This window comes from Arthrobacter sp. H-02-3, assembly GCF_003097355.1.
Taxonomy (GTDB): Bacteria; Actinomycetota; Actinomycetes; order Actinomycetales; family Micrococcaceae; genus Arthrobacter; species Arthrobacter humicola.
Genome location: NZ_PYUI01000001.1, coordinates 401518 through 418687, shown reverse-complemented (window position 1 = coordinate 418687; position 17170 = coordinate 401518). Strand labels below are relative to the sequence as shown.

At 67.8% G+C, this 17170-nt stretch carries 15 protein-coding genes; 6 read left to right on the top strand and 9 right to left on the bottom strand.

Annotation, left to right across the window (positions count from 1 at the left end; all coding sequences use genetic code 11):
- Window positions 1–5: 5 nt before the first annotated feature.
- Window positions 6–413, top strand: coding sequence for a VOC family protein (locus C9424_RS01985; protein ID WP_116765250.1), 408 nt, complete (start codon window positions 6–8; stop codon window positions 411–413).
- Between the two features lie 183 nt (window positions 414–596).
- Here the strand turns inward: C9424_RS01985 and C9424_RS01980 are convergent, their stop codons facing one another.
- From C9424_RS01980 to C9424_RS01970, 3 genes are all read right to left on the bottom strand, one after another.
- On the bottom strand, window positions 597–1205 hold the full coding sequence (locus C9424_RS01980) for a TetR/AcrR family transcriptional regulator (RefSeq protein ID WP_116765249.1): 609 nt from the start codon (window positions 1203–1205) through the stop codon (window positions 597–599).
- 99 nt (window positions 1206–1304) lie between these two features.
- Complete coding sequence (gene paaK, locus C9424_RS01975; protein WP_116765248.1) at window positions 1305–2633, bottom strand: phenylacetate--CoA ligase PaaK; 1329 nt, start codon at window positions 2631–2633, stop codon at window positions 1305–1307.
- Window positions 2634–2649: 16 nt separating this feature from the next.
- Window positions 2650–3180, bottom strand: coding sequence for a hotdog fold thioesterase (locus tag C9424_RS01970; protein WP_116765247.1), 531 nt, complete (start codon window positions 3178–3180; stop codon window positions 2650–2652).
- A gap of 210 nt (window positions 3181–3390) precedes the next feature.
- Here C9424_RS01970 and pta point away from each other — a divergent pair, with 210 nt between their 5' ends.
- The 3 genes from pta (at window position 3391) to C9424_RS01955 (ending at window position 7337) form a co-directional block, all read left to right on the top strand.
- Complete coding sequence (gene pta / locus C9424_RS01965; protein WP_116765246.1) at window positions 3391–5505, top strand: phosphate acetyltransferase; 2115 nt, start codon at window positions 3391–3393, stop codon at window positions 5503–5505.
- A gap of 8 nt (window positions 5506–5513) precedes the next feature.
- Entirely contained in the window at window positions 5514–6683 is a 1170-nt protein-coding gene (locus tag C9424_RS01960; RefSeq protein WP_116765245.1) for an acetate kinase, read from the top strand.
- Window positions 6684–6773: 90 nt separating this feature from the next.
- A complete protein-coding gene (locus C9424_RS01955) occupies window positions 6774–7337 on the top strand; it encodes a GNAT family N-acetyltransferase (RefSeq protein WP_116765244.1) in 564 nt (187 codons plus the stop codon).
- Between the two features lie 6 nt (window positions 7338–7343).
- Here C9424_RS01955 and C9424_RS01950 read toward each other — a convergent pair whose 3' ends face one another.
- Window positions 7344–7970, bottom strand: a complete 627-nt coding sequence (locus C9424_RS01950; RefSeq protein WP_116765243.1) for a dihydrofolate reductase family protein — start codon at window positions 7968–7970, stop codon at window positions 7344–7346.
- Between C9424_RS01950 and C9424_RS21380 the strand changes: the two genes are divergently transcribed.
- Window positions 7952–8104, top strand: a complete 153-nt coding sequence (locus C9424_RS21380; RefSeq protein WP_161958185.1) for a hypothetical protein — start codon at window positions 7952–7954, stop codon at window positions 8102–8104. The genes C9424_RS01950 and C9424_RS21380 overlap by 19 nt on opposite strands.
- A 137-nt stretch (window positions 8105–8241) precedes the next feature.
- On the opposite strand, the gene C9424_RS01945 is transcribed toward C9424_RS21380, so the two are convergent.
- From C9424_RS01945 to C9424_RS01925, 5 genes are all read right to left on the bottom strand, one after another.
- A complete protein-coding gene (locus tag C9424_RS01945; RefSeq protein ID WP_116765242.1) occupies window positions 8242–10797 on the bottom strand; it encodes a hypothetical protein in 2556 nt (851 codons plus the stop codon).
- 7 nt (window positions 10798–10804) lie between these two features.
- Window positions 10805–11530 carry a peptidoglycan-binding protein gene (locus tag C9424_RS01940; protein WP_116765241.1) on the bottom strand — a complete coding sequence of 242 codons (726 nt, stop codon included), beginning with the start codon at window positions 11528–11530 and terminating at the stop codon, window positions 10805–10807.
- A 229-nt stretch (window positions 11531–11759) separates the two neighbouring features.
- Window positions 11760–13976 (bottom strand): S9 family peptidase, encoded by a 2217-nt coding sequence (locus tag C9424_RS01935; protein ID WP_116765240.1) that lies wholly within the window; start codon window positions 13974–13976, stop codon window positions 11760–11762.
- A gap of 27 nt (window positions 13977–14003) precedes the next feature.
- Window positions 14004–15089: an LCP family protein gene (locus tag C9424_RS01930; RefSeq protein WP_237563240.1), complete on the bottom strand. Its 1086-nt coding sequence runs from the start codon at window positions 15087–15089 to the stop codon at window positions 14004–14006.
- A gap of 75 nt (window positions 15090–15164) precedes the next feature.
- A complete protein-coding gene (locus C9424_RS01925; RefSeq protein WP_116765238.1) occupies window positions 15165–16223 on the bottom strand; it encodes an LCP family protein in 1059 nt (352 codons plus the stop codon).
- Between the two features lie 385 nt (window positions 16224–16608).
- On the opposite strand from C9424_RS01925, the gene C9424_RS01920 reads away from it, so the two are divergent.
- Window positions 16609–16827 carry a hypothetical protein gene (locus C9424_RS01920; protein WP_337189802.1) on the top strand — a complete coding sequence of 73 codons (219 nt, stop codon included), beginning with the start codon at window positions 16609–16611 and terminating at the stop codon, window positions 16825–16827.
- Window positions 16828–17170 lie beyond the last annotated feature (343 nt).

Genomic DNA, 17170 nt, shown 5'->3' with positions numbered 1-17170 from the left:
GCGAAATGTCCCTAGTACTCAGTAAAGCCACAACAGTCCTGCCAGTCGATGATGCAGAGCGTGCCCGGCATTTCTACGCGGACACCTTGGGACTCCCGCACCGCGGCGTGGCTGAGGACGGAAGCGAAATGTTCGGCTCAGAAGGCGGCCCCATGCTGCAGCTGATGCCAGTCAAGGATGGGATGCATTCAGAGCACACCACCCTGAGTTTCGAAGTCAGCGAGATCGAACGCACCGTCAGGGAGATGGAAGCCAAGGGCGTAACGTTCCAGGACTACGATCTCCCGGATCTCAAGACCGAGAACCACATTTGCACAACGGACTCCGAGAAGTGCGCCTGGTTCATGGACTCGGAACACAATATTCTCTGCGTGCACGAGAACATCACCACGGTAGCTGATTATCAGCTCTAGGCTGCGGCTCCCGGCGTCCAGCCTGCAGTAGAGCATTGCCGAAAAGAACCACGGAACAGCACCCCGGCCATCCGGGGTGCTCTTCTGTTCTTTTTTGCTGCCGTCAACGGGTTTCCCGGCCTTGTGGGGGGATGGGATTCCGCGCCCGAACCAGGGCGGAGGGACGGATCGCGCCCGGGAGCGTCAGGCCTGGCTGGGGACGTGGAGGCCGTGGAAGGCCATGGTGATGACGTCGTCGGCCAGCTTCTCCGGGGACAGCGAGCCGCCGGGCTTGTACCACTCGACGATCGAGTTGATGGTGCCGAACAGCAGGCGGGTGACGGTGCGGGGATCGATGTCCTGGCGCAGCGAGCCTTCGTCGCGGGCGGCGGATATGAGGGCCGCCACTTTGTGGTCGAAGGTGCGACGGCGTTCCAGCGCATTCCGCTCAATCTCGGTGTTGCCGCGCAGGCGCAGCAGCAGCGTGACGAACGGCAGCCGTTCCACCAGGACCGAGATGGTCTGGCGGACCACGAATTCCAGCCGGGCCTCGGCCGAGCCGGTCTGCGCCTCGGGCCGGTCCAGGATGGCTTCGAGGCCGCCGAGGGCGTGATCCAGCGCGAGCTTGAGCAGATCGCCCTTGGACGGCACGTGGTGATAGATCGCGGACTTCGAGATGCCCAGGTTTTCGGCGAGGATGCCCATGGAGGTGGCGTCGTAGCCGTGGCGGTTGAAGACGTCGACGGCGATCACCAGAACCGACTGCTGGTCATAGCCGGGGCGGCCGCGCTTGGTGGTTACTGTACTGGGCATACTCGCTAGTTTCTCATGAACGGTCGGTCAGCCCGGCCAGCCCCGCCCTGAAGGACGGGCGGGCCGGGCTGACCTGGTGGCTGGACCGGCGGGCCAGGGTCAGCCCTTGGGGCGCATGTCGTAGATCCGGCGCAGCTTGCCGTTGGACCGCTCCAGCGAGCCGGGGTCGACGACGTCGACGGTGCAGGAGGAGCCGACGTGAATCTTGATCTGCTGCTGCAGAACCTTGGCGGCGGCCGCGCCGCTCTCGATCGTGACGGTGTCGCGGCGTTCAATCTTGACGGTCATCTGGTCCATCCGATGGCCCTCGGGGCGGGTGAGCTCCAGCTGGAAGTGCGGGCTGAGCTCGGGGATGCGCAGGGCGATTTCCTCGATCTGCGACGGGAACAGATTCACGCCGCGCAGGATGATCATGTCATCGCTGCGGCCGGTGATGCGGCCCATGCGGCGGTGTGCCGGCCGCGCGGTGCCCGGCAGAAGCCGGGTGAGGTCCTTGGTGCGGTACCGGATGATCGGCAGGGCTTCCTTGGTGAGCGAGGTGAAGACCAGCTCGCCGGGTTCGCCGTCGCCCAGCACCGCGGAGGGGTCGAAGGCGTCGATGATCTCGGGACGGAAGTGGTCCTCCCAGATGTGGCTGCCGTCTTGCGTTTCCACGGCTTCGCCGGCCACGCCCGGGCCCATGACCTCGGAGAGGCCGTAGATGTCGCATGCCTTGAGGTTCATTGTCACCTCGAGCTCGTGCCGCATTTCCTCGGTCCACGGCTCGGCACCCAGCACGGCGTACTTCAGCGAAGTGGAGGCCGGGTCGATGCCCTGCTTGATCATGGCGTCCGCGATGGTCAGCAGGTAGGTGGGGGTGGCCAGGATAGCGTCGGGCTTGAAGTCCTGGATGAGTGTGATCTGGCGTTCGGTCTGGCCGCCGGAGATCGGGATGACGGTGCAGCCGAGGGCCTCGGCGCCGGCGTGGGCGCCCATGCCGCCGGTGAACAGGCCGTAGCCGTAGGCGTTGTGCACCTTCATGCCCGGCCGGACGCCGGAGGCGCGCAGCGAGCGTGCCACGAGCTTGGCCCAGTCGGCGAGATCCTTCTTCGTGTAGCCCACCACGGTGGCGCGGCCCGTGGTTCCGGAGCTGGCGTGGATCCGGGCGACCTCGTGCTGCGGCACGGCGAACATGCCGAACGGGTACTCGAGGCGGAGGTCTTCCTTGGTGGTGAAGGGGAACTTGCCGAGGTCGGAGAGCTCGCGCAGGTCGGTCGGGTGGACGCCGGCGGCGTCGAACTTGCGCTTGTACAGGGGAACGCGGTCGTAGGCGTAGGCCACGGTGTGCTGCAGGCGGCTGAGCTGGAGCGCCTCGAGTTCGTCGCGGGAAATGGTTTCCTCGCGGTCCAGGACAGCATCGGTAGTGGCGGCGGCAGTTTCTTGGGTCATCTGTGGTTCCCTGTTTCTATTTCTTGGAGATGGTGCGGCTGCGGCCGCGGAACTCAGCGACGAGTTCGCCCGGGGCGATGTCGGTGGGGAGTTCGCCCGGAACCGTGGCGGCGGGAGCCGGGCCGGCGGGTGCCGCCGTCGGAGTGCCCTCGCCTGGATCGGCGGCGTAGATCTGGATGTCGTAGAGGCCACTGCGCCCTGTGCTGGCGCGGCGGTTGGCGACGGCGGTCAGGACCTGGCCGCGGAAAGCCGGCTTGAGGAAGTTGATGTCTACGCCGGAAGCCACGGTGATTGTGCCCGAGTCGATCCTGGCTTCGCCCGGTTTCGGGTTGGCCGGGTTGCAGGCCAGCGCGAAAGCTGTGTCGCCGAAGGCGAAGATCATCCCGCCATGGGCCATGCCGAATCCATTGAGCATTTCCTGCCGGAGCGTCATGCGGATCGTGGCATGTCCGTCGTCCAGTGCCACAACTTCGATGCCCATCCACTCCGATGCGTAGTCGTCTTTGAGGATGGGGTGGGTGTCACCGGAAATCGTCAGTTCAGCCATGCGTCGTTGCCTCCAGCTTTATTTACCGAATGTTCATTAGGTAATCCCATTTGGGTGCCCGCTGTCAAGAGCTGGCGGCCCATCCGCCCGAACATCGGGCATATTTCGGGACCTGCTCCGTGGGCTCCGGGCGCCGCATGGAGAAACTGCGGCAACTGGTGAAAGTATGGAGGGACGGAGCACCACCACGACACGACCTAAGGGCGGATCATGGCCAAGGGGATATACGTCAGCGCGACCACACCGGGATCCGGGAAGTCGCTCATAGCGCTGGGGCTGGCGGACACGCTGCACCGCCATGCTGACCGCATCGGCTTTTTCAAGCCTGTGGTTCACGGCAACGACGCCGCGGCGGACCCTATGGTGGCCCTGATGAAGGCCCGGTTCGACCTTGACGACCAGCGCTGCCGCGGCGGCCTGACGTTTACCGAGGTCCGCGGGCTGCTGGCCGAGGGAAACCGGGCGGAGATCGACGCCCGGTGCGTGGAGATCTTCGCCGAAATGTCACGCCACTGCGACGTGGTGATCGTGGAGGGAACGGACCTCACCGGCCAGGACGCCGCCGTCGAATTCGACCTCAACGCACGCCTCGCGAACAATCTGGGCGCCTCCATCGTGGCTGTGGTGGGCGCGAAGGGGCGGACTGTCGCGGAAGCGGCCGACGCCGTCGAGGTTGCCCGCAAGGAACTCCTCGCCGAACGCTGCACGCTCCTGGCGATCATGGTGAACCGGGCCGACCCGGAGGACCTGGACGGCATTGCCGCGGCCGTCCGCCCGGGCGCCTCGGGCCGGCCCGTGTACGTCCTGCCGGAGCTGGAGTCGATCGCCAGGCCGACCACCGGCGAGGTCGCCTCCGCCCTGGGTCTGGGACAGGTCGCCGGGCTGCCGGACCTGGAACGTGACGTGCATTCGGTCAAAGTAGCGGCCATGAACGTCGCCAACTTCCTGCACGTGCTCGACGACGGCGCCCTGGTGATCGTTCCCGGCGACCGGGCCGACGTGCTGGTCGCCTGCCTGGCGTCGTCGTTCTCGCCCGAGTTCCCCGTCCCGTCCGCGCTGATCCTGACCGGCGGGCTGGCACCCGATCCCACCATCTACTCGCTGCTGGCGCAGGCCCCGTTCCCGATCTTCGCTGCCCCTGACGACACCTACGTGACCGCCAAGCGGGTCTCCGAGGTGCGCAGCGAGATCTGGTCCGGACACCGCCGCAAGGTGGCCTCCGCCCTGGGCCTCTGGGCCAGGCGGGTGGACGAGGCCGAGCTGCTGGAGCGGCTGCACCTGCCCCGGCCGGAACGCATGACGCCGCTGCGGTTCCTGCACGATCTCATTGAGCGGGCCAGGCTGCAGCGCCGGCACATCGTCCTGCCGGAGGGGAACGACGCGCGGATCCTGCGTGCGGCCGAGATTCTGCACCGGCGCGACGTCTGCGACCTCACGATCCTGGGCAACGAGTCGGCGGTCCGGGAGCTCGCGTCCACCCAGGGCATCGACCTCTCCGGCATGAGCATCGTGGACCCCGCGACGTCGGAGCTGCGCCAGCAGTTTGCGGAGAAGTACGCGGAGCTGCGGGCACACAAGGGCGTGGACCTCGCCCGGGCGCTGGAAGTCATGCTGGACGGCAGCTATTTCGGCACCATGATGGTGCAGCTGGGCGTGGTGGACGGCATGGTGTCCGGCGCCGCGCACACCACCGCCCACACCATCCGTCCCGCACTGGAGTTCGTCAAGACCCGCGACGGCGTGAAGATCGTCTCCTCCGTGTTCCTGATGCTGATGCCGGACCGCGTGCTGGTCTACGGGGACTGCGCGGTCAATCCGGACCCGAACGCGGAGCAGCTGGCGGACATCGCGCTGGCCTCGGCCGAGACCGCCGCCCAGTTCGGCGTGGAGCCCCGCGTGGCCATGTTGTCCTACTCCACGGGCGGATCCGGCAGCGGCGAGGCGGTGGACAAAGTCCGGCAGGCCACCGAAGCGGTGAAGGCGCGCCGCCCGGATCTCGCCGTCGAGGGCCCCATCCAGTACGACGCCGCCGTGGATGCCGCGATCGCGCAGTCCAAGATGCCCGGCTCAACCGTCGCCGGGCAGGCCACCGTGTTCATCTTCCCGGACCTCAACACCGGCAACAACACCTACAAGGCGGTGCAACAGTCCTCGGGTGCTGTCGCCGTCGGGCCCGTCCTGCAGGGGCTCCGTAAGCCGGTGAACGACCTCTCCCGCGGTTGCACAGTGGAGGACATCGTGAACACAGTGGCCATCACCGCCGTCCAGGCGCAGTCCGCGGAGATCCAGCCAGCAACCAAACTTCCCGTCGAAGCCAAGGCTTAGGAGGCCCCGTGCTCGTGCTCGTCATCAACTCCGGCTCATCGTCGCTCAAGTACCAGGTACGTGACGTCGAGGCTGGCAGCGTGCTCACCGAAGGCCTGGTCGAGAAGATCGGGATGGGCACCGGCGGTGAGGGGGACGGCCAGATCGAGGGCCCGCGCGACCACGCCGAAGCCCTGGAACAAGTGGACGCGGCCATCCACGCAGCCCTGGGGGACCGGGCCCTGGACGCCGTGGGCCACCGCGTGGTGCACGGCGGCGAACGCTTCGCCGAGCCGGTGCTGGTCAACAACGAGATCACCCGGGCCATCGAACGGCTGAACCCGCTCGCGCCGCTGCACAACCCGGCGAACGTCCTGGGCATCCGCGCCATCTCGAAGAAGTGGCCGCAGCTGCCGCAGGTCGCCGTGTTCGACACCGCCTTCCACCGCACCCTGCCGGAGCACGCCTGGCGCTACGCGGTGCCGGACGAGCTCTACACGAACCACGGGATCCGCCGCTACGGGTTCCACGGCACCTCGCACGAGTACGTTGCGCACCGGGCGGCGGCGCTGCTGGACGTTCCGGTCGAAGAGTTCGACGCCGTCATCGCCCACCTGGGGAACGGCGCCTCGGTCACGGCCATCCGCGGCGGCCAGTCCATCGACACGTCCATGGGCTTCACGCCCCTCGAGGGACTCGTCATGGGCACCCGCTCCGGTGACCTCGATCCGTCCATCCTCGTCTTCCTGGGCCGGGCCGGCTGGTCCCCCGAGGACCTGGATTCGATGCTGAACCGGCAGTCCGGGCTCAAGGGCCTTGCCGGAAACAACGACATGCGCTCGGTCGTGGAGGCCGCGGAGGCCGGCGACGCCAAGGCCGCCATGGCCCTTGAGGTCGCGTCCTACCGGCTCGCGAAGTACATCGGCGGGTACCACGTGGCTGTCGGCGGCGCGAAGGCCCTCGTGTTCACGGCGGGGATCGGCGAGAACTCGCACCAGTTCCGGACCCTTGTGGCACAGCGGCTCGGTGCCTTGGGCGTGGAGCTCGACGCCGGGCTGAACCGGGAGCGGTCCAAAGAACCCCGCGTCATTTCCACCCCGACGTCGGCCGTGCCCGTTCTCGTCGTGCCGACCGACGAGGAGCGCGCGATCGCCGAGGCGACGGCCGCCGTCGTCGCCCAGGCGTCCGTTGCTCCGTAGCCGCCCCAAGTAGCTCGCAGCAGGGGTCGTTTTGAGCCCCCAAAACGGCCTCAACTGCGAGTCACTTGGGCGGAGGGTAGCGTTGGGGACATGAAGGAACCCACGCCCCTCCCTCCGCTGCCACTCCGCACCGAACGGCTGGTGCTGCGGCGCTTCGAAGCCGCCGACCTCGACGCCTTCCACGCGTACCACTGCCTGCCCGAGACCGCCCGGTTCCTGCCCCGCGAGGCCAAGAGCTATACCCAGTCGATGGAGACCGTGGGCAAGTACGCCAACTTCGAGTTCGAGAAGGAGGGCGACTGGGTTGCCCTGGCCATAGAGGCCCAGGATTCGCCCGGGCTGCTCGGTGAGGTGGTCCTGAAGTGGCTGGAGGGGCCGGGCCAGGCCGAGATCGGCTGGAGCCTGGCGCCGGAGGCCCGGGGACGGGGCATCGCGAGCGAGGCCGCCCGGGCGCTGCTCAAGCTGGGCTTCGAGGAGTTCGGCTTTCACCGGATAGACGCCAAGCTCGATGCCCTGAACACTGCCTCGGCGGCGCTCTGCGAACGGCTCGGCATGCGCCTGGAATCCACCCAGGTGGACAAGTGGCACTACAAAGGACAGTGGGCCACGGAAGTCGTGTACGCCCTCCTCGAGGAGGAATGGAAGGCCCGCTAACCGGGTTCAACCATCGGACGAACCAGGCCCATAGGTCCCGTACGTCGGAAGCCCTGCCGACTCATAGACAAGAATCGCGAGTCCGCCGGGCGTCGACTCATTGCGGACCAGACGCAGGCCCGCCGGGGCTCCCCCCGCCGGAAACAGCCGCCTGCCGTTCCCCACCACCACCGGGGCAATCACCAGCCTCAGTTCGTCGATCATCCCCGCGCCCAGAAGCGACTGGGCCAGCCGGGCACTCCCGTGGATCTGCAACTCCCTGCCGGGCTGCCTCTTCAACTCAGCCACCTGTGCGGGGACGTCCCCGGACAGGATCGTCGTCGGTGCCCAACCAGCCTGCGCCAGGCTGCGCGAGGCCACGTACTTCGGCAATCCGTTCATTTTTTCAGAGAACGGATCATCAGGGTCCGTGATTCTCGGCCAGTCCCTCGCAAAGTTGTCGTAGGTCCGACGGCCGAACAGTAACGCATCCGCCTCACCGAGCCAGTCCGCCGCCCGCTGGACGAAATCCTCGTCCAGATAGGGGACGAACCAACCTCCTTGTGAGAAGCCGTCGCTGGTGTCCTCCTCGGGCGATCCAGGACCTTGCGCCACGCCGTCCAATGTGAGGAACTGTGTCAGCGTTAATCTCATCGTCTTACCTCTCCGTGTTGGGTGCCGGGCTCCAACGGCTCGGCGTGGGCCTGGAATCACAGCAGGTGGAAGAGTGGCACTACGAAGACGAACCGGCCACGGAAATGGTGTACACCATCGTCGCGGATGAATGAAAGACCCGCAGGAGGTATACGGCGGTTGAGGGCTCCGGGACGCGCCGACCTTGCGGAACGCCAATCTGACGCAGATGGCCGGAATGAAGTCCTCATTGCGGCCATCTGCGTCAGATGGGTGCCGTTAGGGTCCCAGCCTAGGGTGCGGGCGGCGCGGTGGATGCGGGCGCTGGTGAGAGCGTGCCCGATGCCGGAGCCGGCGCAGTCGGTTGCTGCTCTGCAGGCACCGTGGCACCGGAGCCCGGGGCAGGACCGGACGACGCCGCACCGCCAGTCGGCGCAGCACCGCCGGTTGGCGCCGTGGTCACGCTGGCACCCGGTGACGCGGCCTGCGTGCTGCCCGGGGTGGCTCCCGTGGCGCCGGGCGTCGCTCCAGGTGTCGCGGAGGGACTGGCTCCCGGTGCGGCACCCTGCGTCGCGCCGGTCCCTCTCGTGGCAGGAGCCCTGCCGGAGGACCCGGCCGGGCTGGCACTGGGATCGGCTTTGATGACCGCCATGATCTGTTCCTTGTACGCGCTGAGCCGGTCCTGGATCTCCGAGAGGGGCCGGTTGCGCAGGTCCTGACCGTAAGCGGCGATCTCCTGCCACAGCGCGTTGAGCCTGGCCGTGCCGTCGCTGCTCAGGGGACCGTCGAGGGTGAGGACCAGTTGGCTCGCCAGGGCATAGGTCAGGCACCGTACGCAGTTGTAGTTGGCGGACGCCGAGAGGTTCTCCGGGACGATCACATCGGTCTGGCCCACAATCAGGACCACCTGGAAGCCCACCGCCACGGCGGCGCAGTCTGCGCAGTTCGCGAAGGCGTAGGCCTCATTCTTGGTGTCCACCGTGTCGCCGTCATCGGCCCAGACCAGGGCGAAGGCGACGTCGTACACCACGGAACCGTCAGTGGTATTGACCGCGAGGGACTGGTTGCCGTCGTCCTGGGGAGCGGCCGGCTTGTCGAACGGGAAAACCCAGGAAGGGGCAGCCGGCGCCGCTGCGGCGCCCGCAGGACCTGCGGTGCCGGCCGCGCCGGCCTGCCGCGGCACCAGGACCATGCTGAGCTGGGGCTCGTCGCGCGTGGGTCTCCGGGCGCCCTCGGGCCACAGGGCAACGGTCCTTCCTGACTGGCCCTCCGCCATCCGGCCCGTGGCCGCAACGGGGAAGACTGCCACAGTGGCGTCGGCCAGGGTGCCGCGCTCGTAGGGCTGGACGGGGCGGTAGGTGTCGCCGCCGGGCCACCAGGCCCACGCGAGGCCGGCGGCAACGGCCGCGATGGCAACCATGGCGGTAGCCCGCTGCAGCGACTTGCCGCGGGTTTTCTGCCACAGCCCAGTGACGAGCTGGCGGAGAAGGCGCAGCAGGATGTACAAGATGCCCAGCACCGGCAGTGCCAGGCAGGCGATCGCGATCACCCGGACCGCGGCGTCGGCGAAGTCGCCGGCGGAGATGCTGTGGGAGAGCATGGCCTGCTGCTTCAGTCCGTTGTCCCAGGCGGTCCCGAGGACGCGCGGCAGGGTCAGCACCATGGTGACCATGCTGAAGACCAGCAGGGGAACCGTGACCAGCACCCAAATGGTGACTACCGCCCGCGCCCAGGGCTTCAGGAGCCGGGCTTCGGGGTCGGTGCGGCGCCACGGTATCAAGGCGAGCAGGGTGGGTTTGATCCGCTGGAACAGGTCCGGGACGCCGGTGGCGTCGGCCAGAATGTGATAGCCGTCAAAACGGACCATCGGCATCAGCTGCCGGACCATTTGCAGGATCTGGGTGACCACCACCAGCAAGAGCGCATCGAAGCCGGTGGCCCACCAGATGCCCATGATCGCGACGGCTACGATCGCGTTGAAGTACAGTCCGCCGAGGTCGGTGCGGAGGCGGCCGCCCCGCCCGAGCCGGTAGGAGTCGGTGACATCGGTGTAGAAGGCCGGCCACATCAGGTACAGTCCTGTGCCCATGGCGCCGGGGGTTGCCCCGCCGCGGCGGGCAGCGGCGGCATGGCCGAATTCATGGAAACCGGCAGAGAACACGGTGACCACCAGAATCAGGAGCACCAGGCCGGGGTTGGCGAATGCTTCGTGCGTGGCCGACGCCAGCCCCTTGACCATCAGCACCCACCAGCATGTGGCCAGGAAGGCCGCGGTCACGGCCACCACGATCAAGGGGTTGAACAGCGTGGCGAACGGCGCGGTGATCTTCCGGGTGCGGTCCGGATCGGTCACCGAGTACCGGAAGCGCATACCCAGCAGCTGGTTCGATTTCTTTACCGCCGGCTCGGAACCGTCAGCCAGCCGGAGGAGTCCGAGGGGTAGGAGCTGGGAGGTAATCAGCGTACGGACGTTATCGGCACTGACCAGCCGTCCGAAACTGTTGCTGGCGTGCTCGGCGATTTCTTCCGTGTCCCGGCGGCCGTCGATCGCCTCGAGCACGAGGTACAGCAGGCGGGTGAGCTGGATGGTCTGGCCGTCGGAACGGCGCACGAGGGACGGGGCTTCCTTGTAGCCGGAGCCCTTCGCCTCGCCGATCAGCTGGATGCCGGCGGCCCGCGCCGGAACCGGCTGCTGGCTGACCGCCACGGACGACGCCGGGCGGCCAGTCCCGGCGGCAGCTGCAGCAGGAGTTTCAGCGGCCGTGCCGCCGGCAGTTCCAGCGCCGCCGCTGGGAGGCAGGACCGGAGGGCCGCCCTGTTCGGACGGCCCTCCGTGCACAGTGCTCATCGAGGTGCTACTGCTTCAGAGTGGACTGCTGATCGGCCGAGGACGTGGCATCGCCGTGGATGTCCTGGTTGATGATGGCGTCCTGGTGGGCAACTGCGTACGCGTTGCTGTCGATCGAGCCGATGTTGGCGCCGACGGCCGCGTCGATCGGCGCTGCCACGTTGGCGTTGGCGGCCACGGCCCCGTTGATGGGCGCTGCGATGCCGGCATTGGCGTCCAGGTTCACGTCGACATTGAGCAGGTTGCCGTTCAGGGCACCAGCGGCCCCAGCAGCACCGGCGGCACCGGCGACATCCGTCGGCAGCGCGCCGCCCAGGTCCGGGGCCGTGCCGCCCAAGTCTGTGCCGCCCAGGTCCGTGGTCGGATCCGTGACTGGGGTCGGGGCCGGGGCCGAGTCGGTGGAGGCAGGCTCGGTGGCGGTGCCCGTGCCCTGGTCGATGCCGCTGTCCTGCACGGAATGCGCCGTGGCATCGCCCGTGATGCCCTGGTTGATGAGGGTGCCCTGATCGGCCAGCGCCTGCGATTCGGACCCGACGGAGAGAACGTTGGCCGAGGCGCCGGCGTCGATCGGGGCGGCAACGTTGGCGTTGGCTGCGACGCCGAGGTCGATCGGCGCCGCGGCGCTGATGCCCAAGTTGAGGTCGGCGTTCAGGTCCAGGACGGACGCAACTTCCTTGTCCGGAAGGGCCGTGCCGCCCTGCGCCATCAGCTCATCATCAGTCAACGGGGTCATTCCCTGCTCAACGCTCACAATAAACTCCATCTCCGGCACCCTGTGCCCGGTCAAAGCTCTGCGACGCCCCGCCCCCAGCGGCCGGGTTCCACGTCGAAGTGCCCATCATGCCAGTAAATAGTAAGCATGATTACCAATTAGGCAACAGGCAACCCGATCGGTTGCTCCGCAACTGCCCTAATGGGCCCCCAAAAGGGCGCCTGCGGAGCAACCGATGGGGGTGGGGGATCTACTTCAGCCCGGCCCCCGGCAGCAGCTCGGTGGCGCCGAGGGAATCGGCCACGAACGCGTAGTCCCAGGCCCGCTCGCGCCACTGCACGTACCGGCCCGAGGCGCCCCCGTGGCCGCCTTCCATCTCGATCTTCATGACAATCGGCTCGCTGCCGGTGTTCACTTCGCGCAGCCGCTGCACCCATTTGGCGGGCTCCACGTAAAGTACCCGCGTGTCATTAAACGAAGTGACCGCGGCGATCTTCGGGTAGGCCACGGCCCTGACGTTCTCGTACGGCGTGTACGACTTCATGTACGCGTACACCTCCGGGTCGGTGATCGGGTTGCCCCATTCCTCCCACTCCAGCGCCGAGAGCGGCAGTTCGGGGTCCAGGATGGTGGTCAGCGCGTCCACGAACGGAACGGCCGCCACGATGGCGGCGTACTTTTCCGGTGCCAGGTTGGCGACGGCGCCCATCAGCAGGCCGCCCGCGGAGCCCCCCATCGCGGCGATCCGGGCCGGGTCCACCCAGCCGGATCCGGCGAGCCAGTCCGTCGCGGCGATGAAATCGGTGAACGTGTTCTTCTTGCGCAGCTTCTTGCCGTCGTCGTACCAGTGCCGGCCCAGCTCGCCGCCGCCGCGGATGTGCGCGATCACGAACACGATGCCCCGGTCCAGCAGGGACAGCCGGGGGATCCCGAAGCCCGGATCCATGCTCATCTCGTAGGAGCCGTAGCCGTACACGAGGCCGGGCGCCGTCGAATCCTGCCGGACCGAGGCGTGCCGGAGGACCGAGAGCGGGACGCGGGTCCCGTCGTCGGCCGTGGCCCATTCCCGGGTGGCGACGTAGTCGGACGGCGAGTAGCCGCCCAGTACCGGGCTCTCCTTGCGCAGCAGGAGTTCACCGCCCGGGCGCTCCGGGGTCGGCAGCACGAAGTCGTAGACCCGGGACGGGGTGAAGTACGAGGTATAGCCCATCCGGATCACGGGGGCCTCGTAGTCGGAGCCCGCGACGCCGGCCGTATACAGCTCCTCGTCGAAGGCCGGCTCCACCGCGGCGCCCTGCTCCGGGGTGCCCAGTCCGGCCAAGGGCAGGACCTGGACCCGTTCAATCGTGTCCTTACGGATCGAGACCACCACGTGGGTCGACGTCACGCCGGCGCCGTTGACCCGGACCTGCTCGGAATGCGCGACGACGGTGCTCCAGTGCTGCTCGGCGAGCGGCTTCGCGAGCTCGGCCGGGTCCACGAGCGACACCATGGAATTGATGGCGTCCTTGTTGTGGGTGAGCAGGATCCTTTCCTGGCCGCGGCCGGAGGTGTCGGCCAGCAGGAACGGCTCGGCCTCGTACAGGATGCGCTCGTCGCGGGAGATCACGGTGCGGAGTCCGGCGTCGGGGTCATCAAAGCGCAGCAGGCGGGTTTCGCTGAACTCGGAGCAACCGATGCTCAGCACCAAGTGGCGCCGGTCGGCGGAGAGCTCGAAGCCGAGCCACATGGCGACGTCGTCCTCCTGATAGATGACCTCGTCCTCGCTGACGGGGGTGCCGAGCACGTGGGACTTGACCTGGTACGGCCGCCAGGAGTCGTCCACCACGGTGTAGAAGATCCGGCTGCCGTCGGGGGAGAAGGAGATGCCGTAAAAGACGTTCTCGATCACGTCCGGCAGCAGCTCGCCGGTGCGGAGGTCCTTGATGCGCAGCGTGAAACGCTCGTCGCCGGCGTTGTCCACGGCATAGGCGTAGAGGGTGCCGTCGATGGTCGTTGCGGCCCCGCCCACGGCGAAGAACGGCTTGCCCTCCGCCTCGATGTTGCCGTCGAGGAGGACCTCCTCGCCGGGAATCACGACGCCTGCCTCGACCGCCGGCGGAGTCCAGTCCGCGACGCGGTCCCCGGTGTCCTGGCCGCGCACGCGGCAGTGGATGCCGTACTCCTTGCCTTCGACCGATCGGGTGTAGTACCACCAGCCATCCTTGCGGTTGGGGACGGAGAGGTCTGTTTCCTGGGTGCGGCCCTTGATTTCCTGGAAGATGGCCTCGCGGAGCGGCTCCTGGTGCGCGGTCACCGCCTCCTGGTAGGCGTTCTCCGCCTTGAGCAGGTCCACGACCTCTGCGGATTCCTTGTCCCGGAGCCACTCGTAGTTGTCCTCGAAGGAGTCGCCGTGGTGGGTGCGCACCGAGGGGACTTTCCGGGCGACAGGAGGCTGCGGGGACGGCTGGACGGGTGTCTGGGTCATGGACCCAATGTACCGAAGAGCGGCGCTTCAGTTGCCGTTCTGCAGATTGTTGGCCGCCACGTAGCGGGCGAGCGTTCCCGAGTCCAGCGCGGCGGAGAGCGCGGCGGTCGCGGCACGGTCCTGCAGGACAATCGACTGGCCGTCCCGGCTGGTCCCGGTGCCGGAGGTCGGGAGCGTGAAGAACACGCCACGCCCGGGCGCCGTTTTGCGGAGGCTGAAGGCGAGCTCCTCCAGCGACGCCGGGGTGAAGCTCGCATCCAGGGTCACATGCGGCAGCACCGTCGTGACGAGTTTCCGGACGGTATCGCGGTCCGCCAGGCCGCCGTCGGAGGCCATCTTGGCCATCACGGCCTTCAGGAACGTCTGCTGGTTCCGCACCCGCTGGTAGTCGCCGTCAGGGAAGGCATGGCGCTCGCGGACAAAAGCCAGGGCCTGCAGTCCGTTGAGCCGGTTCACGCCCGCCGGAAAACGCACTTTGTCATCCACGGTGCCGGTGAACGGCTGCTTGATGTCGACGTCGACACCGCCGAGCGCGTCTGTCAGGGCCGCGAACCCCTGGAAATCAAGCATGACCGTGTGGTCGATGTGCGCACCAAGGAGCGCCTCTACCGTCCGGGTCATCAGGGGCAGCCCGCCCAGTTCAAGTGCGGCGTTCACCTTCGCCTCGCCGTGGCCGGGGATGTCGACCCAGAGATCGCGCATGATCGAGAAGCCGTAGATGCTCTGCCGGTCCGCCGGAAGGTGGATGAAAATGAGGGCATCCCCGCGCTGGTCGGAGGTGCTGCCGGCGGCCGCCGCCGCCCGCGCATTGACCCGGCTGTCGCTTCCGATCAGCAGGATGTTAAGGGCGGCGGCGGGTGGTTCCGGCGTGGGCGTAGGACTGGGCGGCGCCGATGGCACGGCAGCCGGGCTGGCGGCCGGCGCCGTGGCTCCCGACGGCCCCGGCCGGGAACGGGTGAGAACGAACACCGCGGCCGAGGCAGCGACGGCGAGCACGAGCAGCACGCCCAGAAGCAGCACTAGCCGACGTCGGCCGGTTCCGGCCTTGGGAGACGGCGGAGGCGGCGGGGACGCCGCGGAAGCCTCGGCTGCCGGCTCCTGAGCGCTCCCCATGAGCGGACGCTACCATTGCCGCCCGCCGCCGACCATGGGCCCAAGGGCCCGCCGCCCCGGATCAGGTGGCGGGAATCAGTTGCCGTTCTCGAACTTGTTCGCCGCGACGTAATCGCCCAAGGTGTCCGAGGCCATCGCGCCGGAGATGGCCTGGATCGCGTTCGGGTCGGTCACGACGATCGACTGGCCGTCGGAGGATGTTCCGATGCCGCCGGTCGGGAGCGTGAACATGACGGCATTCTGCGCCCGAATGTCCTTGAGTTCAAGGGCCAGACCCGCCACGGCTCCTGAATCCAGGGACTTGTCCACGGTGACGAACGGCGAGACGGCGCCCACCATGTTGTTGATCGTGATCGGGTTGCTCAGCGTCTGGCCGGCAATCGACTTCTTGATGATGGCCCGCAGGAACTCCTGCTGGTTGCGGACGCGCTGGTAGTCGCCGTCAGCGTAGGCGTGGCGTTCGCGCACGAACGCCAAAGCTTCGGTTCCGTTGAAGGTGTGCTGGCCCGGGGCGAAAGACTGGCCCGGAAGCGCGGTGGAGCTGAACGGCACCTTGATGTTCACGGTCACCCCGCCCAGCGCGTCGGTGAGGCCCTTGAAGCCCTCAAAGTCGATCATCGCGACGTGATCGATGCGCTGCTGGAAAATCGACTCGACGGTCTGCACCATCAGGGGCGTGCCGCCCAGGGCCAGCGCGGAGTTGATCTTCGCCTCGCCGTGCCCGGGGATGTTGACCCAGAGGTCGCGCATGATGGACATCGTGTAGATGTTCTTGCGGTCCGCCGGGATGTGCATGAGCATCAGCGTGTCCGCGCGCTGGTTCGTGGGCGTGCCGCCGCCGGCATCTGACTCGGTGGCGCCGCGGCTGTCGCTGCCCATCACCAGGATGTTCATCGCCGTGCCCGTCTTCTGCGGGCGCGTGGACTCGTCCGGGAAGGCCTGGTCAATCTTGCTGGTGCCCGAGTCGAAGGTGCGGGCGAGGTTGAAGAGGTAGCCGCCGGCCACGACCGCGACGAGCGCCACCACCACGGCGACGGCGATCAGCACCGTGCGGCCCCGGCGTTTCCGTGCGGGGCGCCGCTCGCGGGACCCGGGCCCGGGGATGTGGTCTGCGGTTTCGAAGGGGTCTGTCATGTGTTCCTCTATGTCGGCCGGGCTTCGTACCCGGTAGCCATCTGGACCATTGCCGGGTGCCGGACGGGCGCCGTGGCGGCCCCACTACAGTACACCGGGGCCGGTGATCAACACTTTCGGCCCAACAAAGCCGCAGATAACGCGCGGTTTCCCCGATATGAAGCGGACTGTTGCCTACGTCACACTCCCTGCCTAGGCTGGGGGGCGGTCGCAGCGTCGCGGCCAAAGCGGTCGCAGCGTCGCGGCCAGGCAGTAAATGCACGAACAGGGGAATCGTTTGAACCACAAACTCCGGGTTCTTGTCAGGCTTGACCTCGATTGCGGTCAGGCAGAAGTAGCAGCGCAGGGACATGTGACGGCGAGGAGCCTCCAAGCCCTGTACGTAGTGGTTAAAAGGGCAAACCACCTCAAAGAAGGACTCCACCTGGTGCTGGATATCAGCCACGCCCGCGTGGAACCGGCGGCCCTCGAGCAGCTCCGGGAGTGCTCGGCCTCCCATCACCTCCCGCCCGCCATTGATCCGCTCCAGTCCGAATGCCAGCTCAGCATCCTGGCGCCGGCGGAAAATGCCCCGGCGCCCCGGCCCCGGAGGCTCGCGGCCTAAGCTTGCGCCGGCTTCCTCGCCGCGCCGGCGGGGATTGGCGGCGTCGTTCTCTGTGGCGGCGCCCATGAATGCCGGACGTCGCGCGGCAGTGCGATAGCCGGATCCCGCGCGGGCAGCGGCCGTACGCGCGGGCAGCGGCCCGGACGGGCCGTACGCGCGGCATGCCGTACGCGCGTTGGGCGCCGTACGCGCGGTGCGCGCCGAGAGGCGGTTGCCGCCGTCATGCGTCACCCGTGGAACCCTCGTGGATCCCGCGCGCCCTGGCGAGGCATGCAGGCCTTCTGTGCGCTGGGCCTCTGCGCGCGATCCCTGTATCCGCGGACATCGCGCCTGCGCACGAACC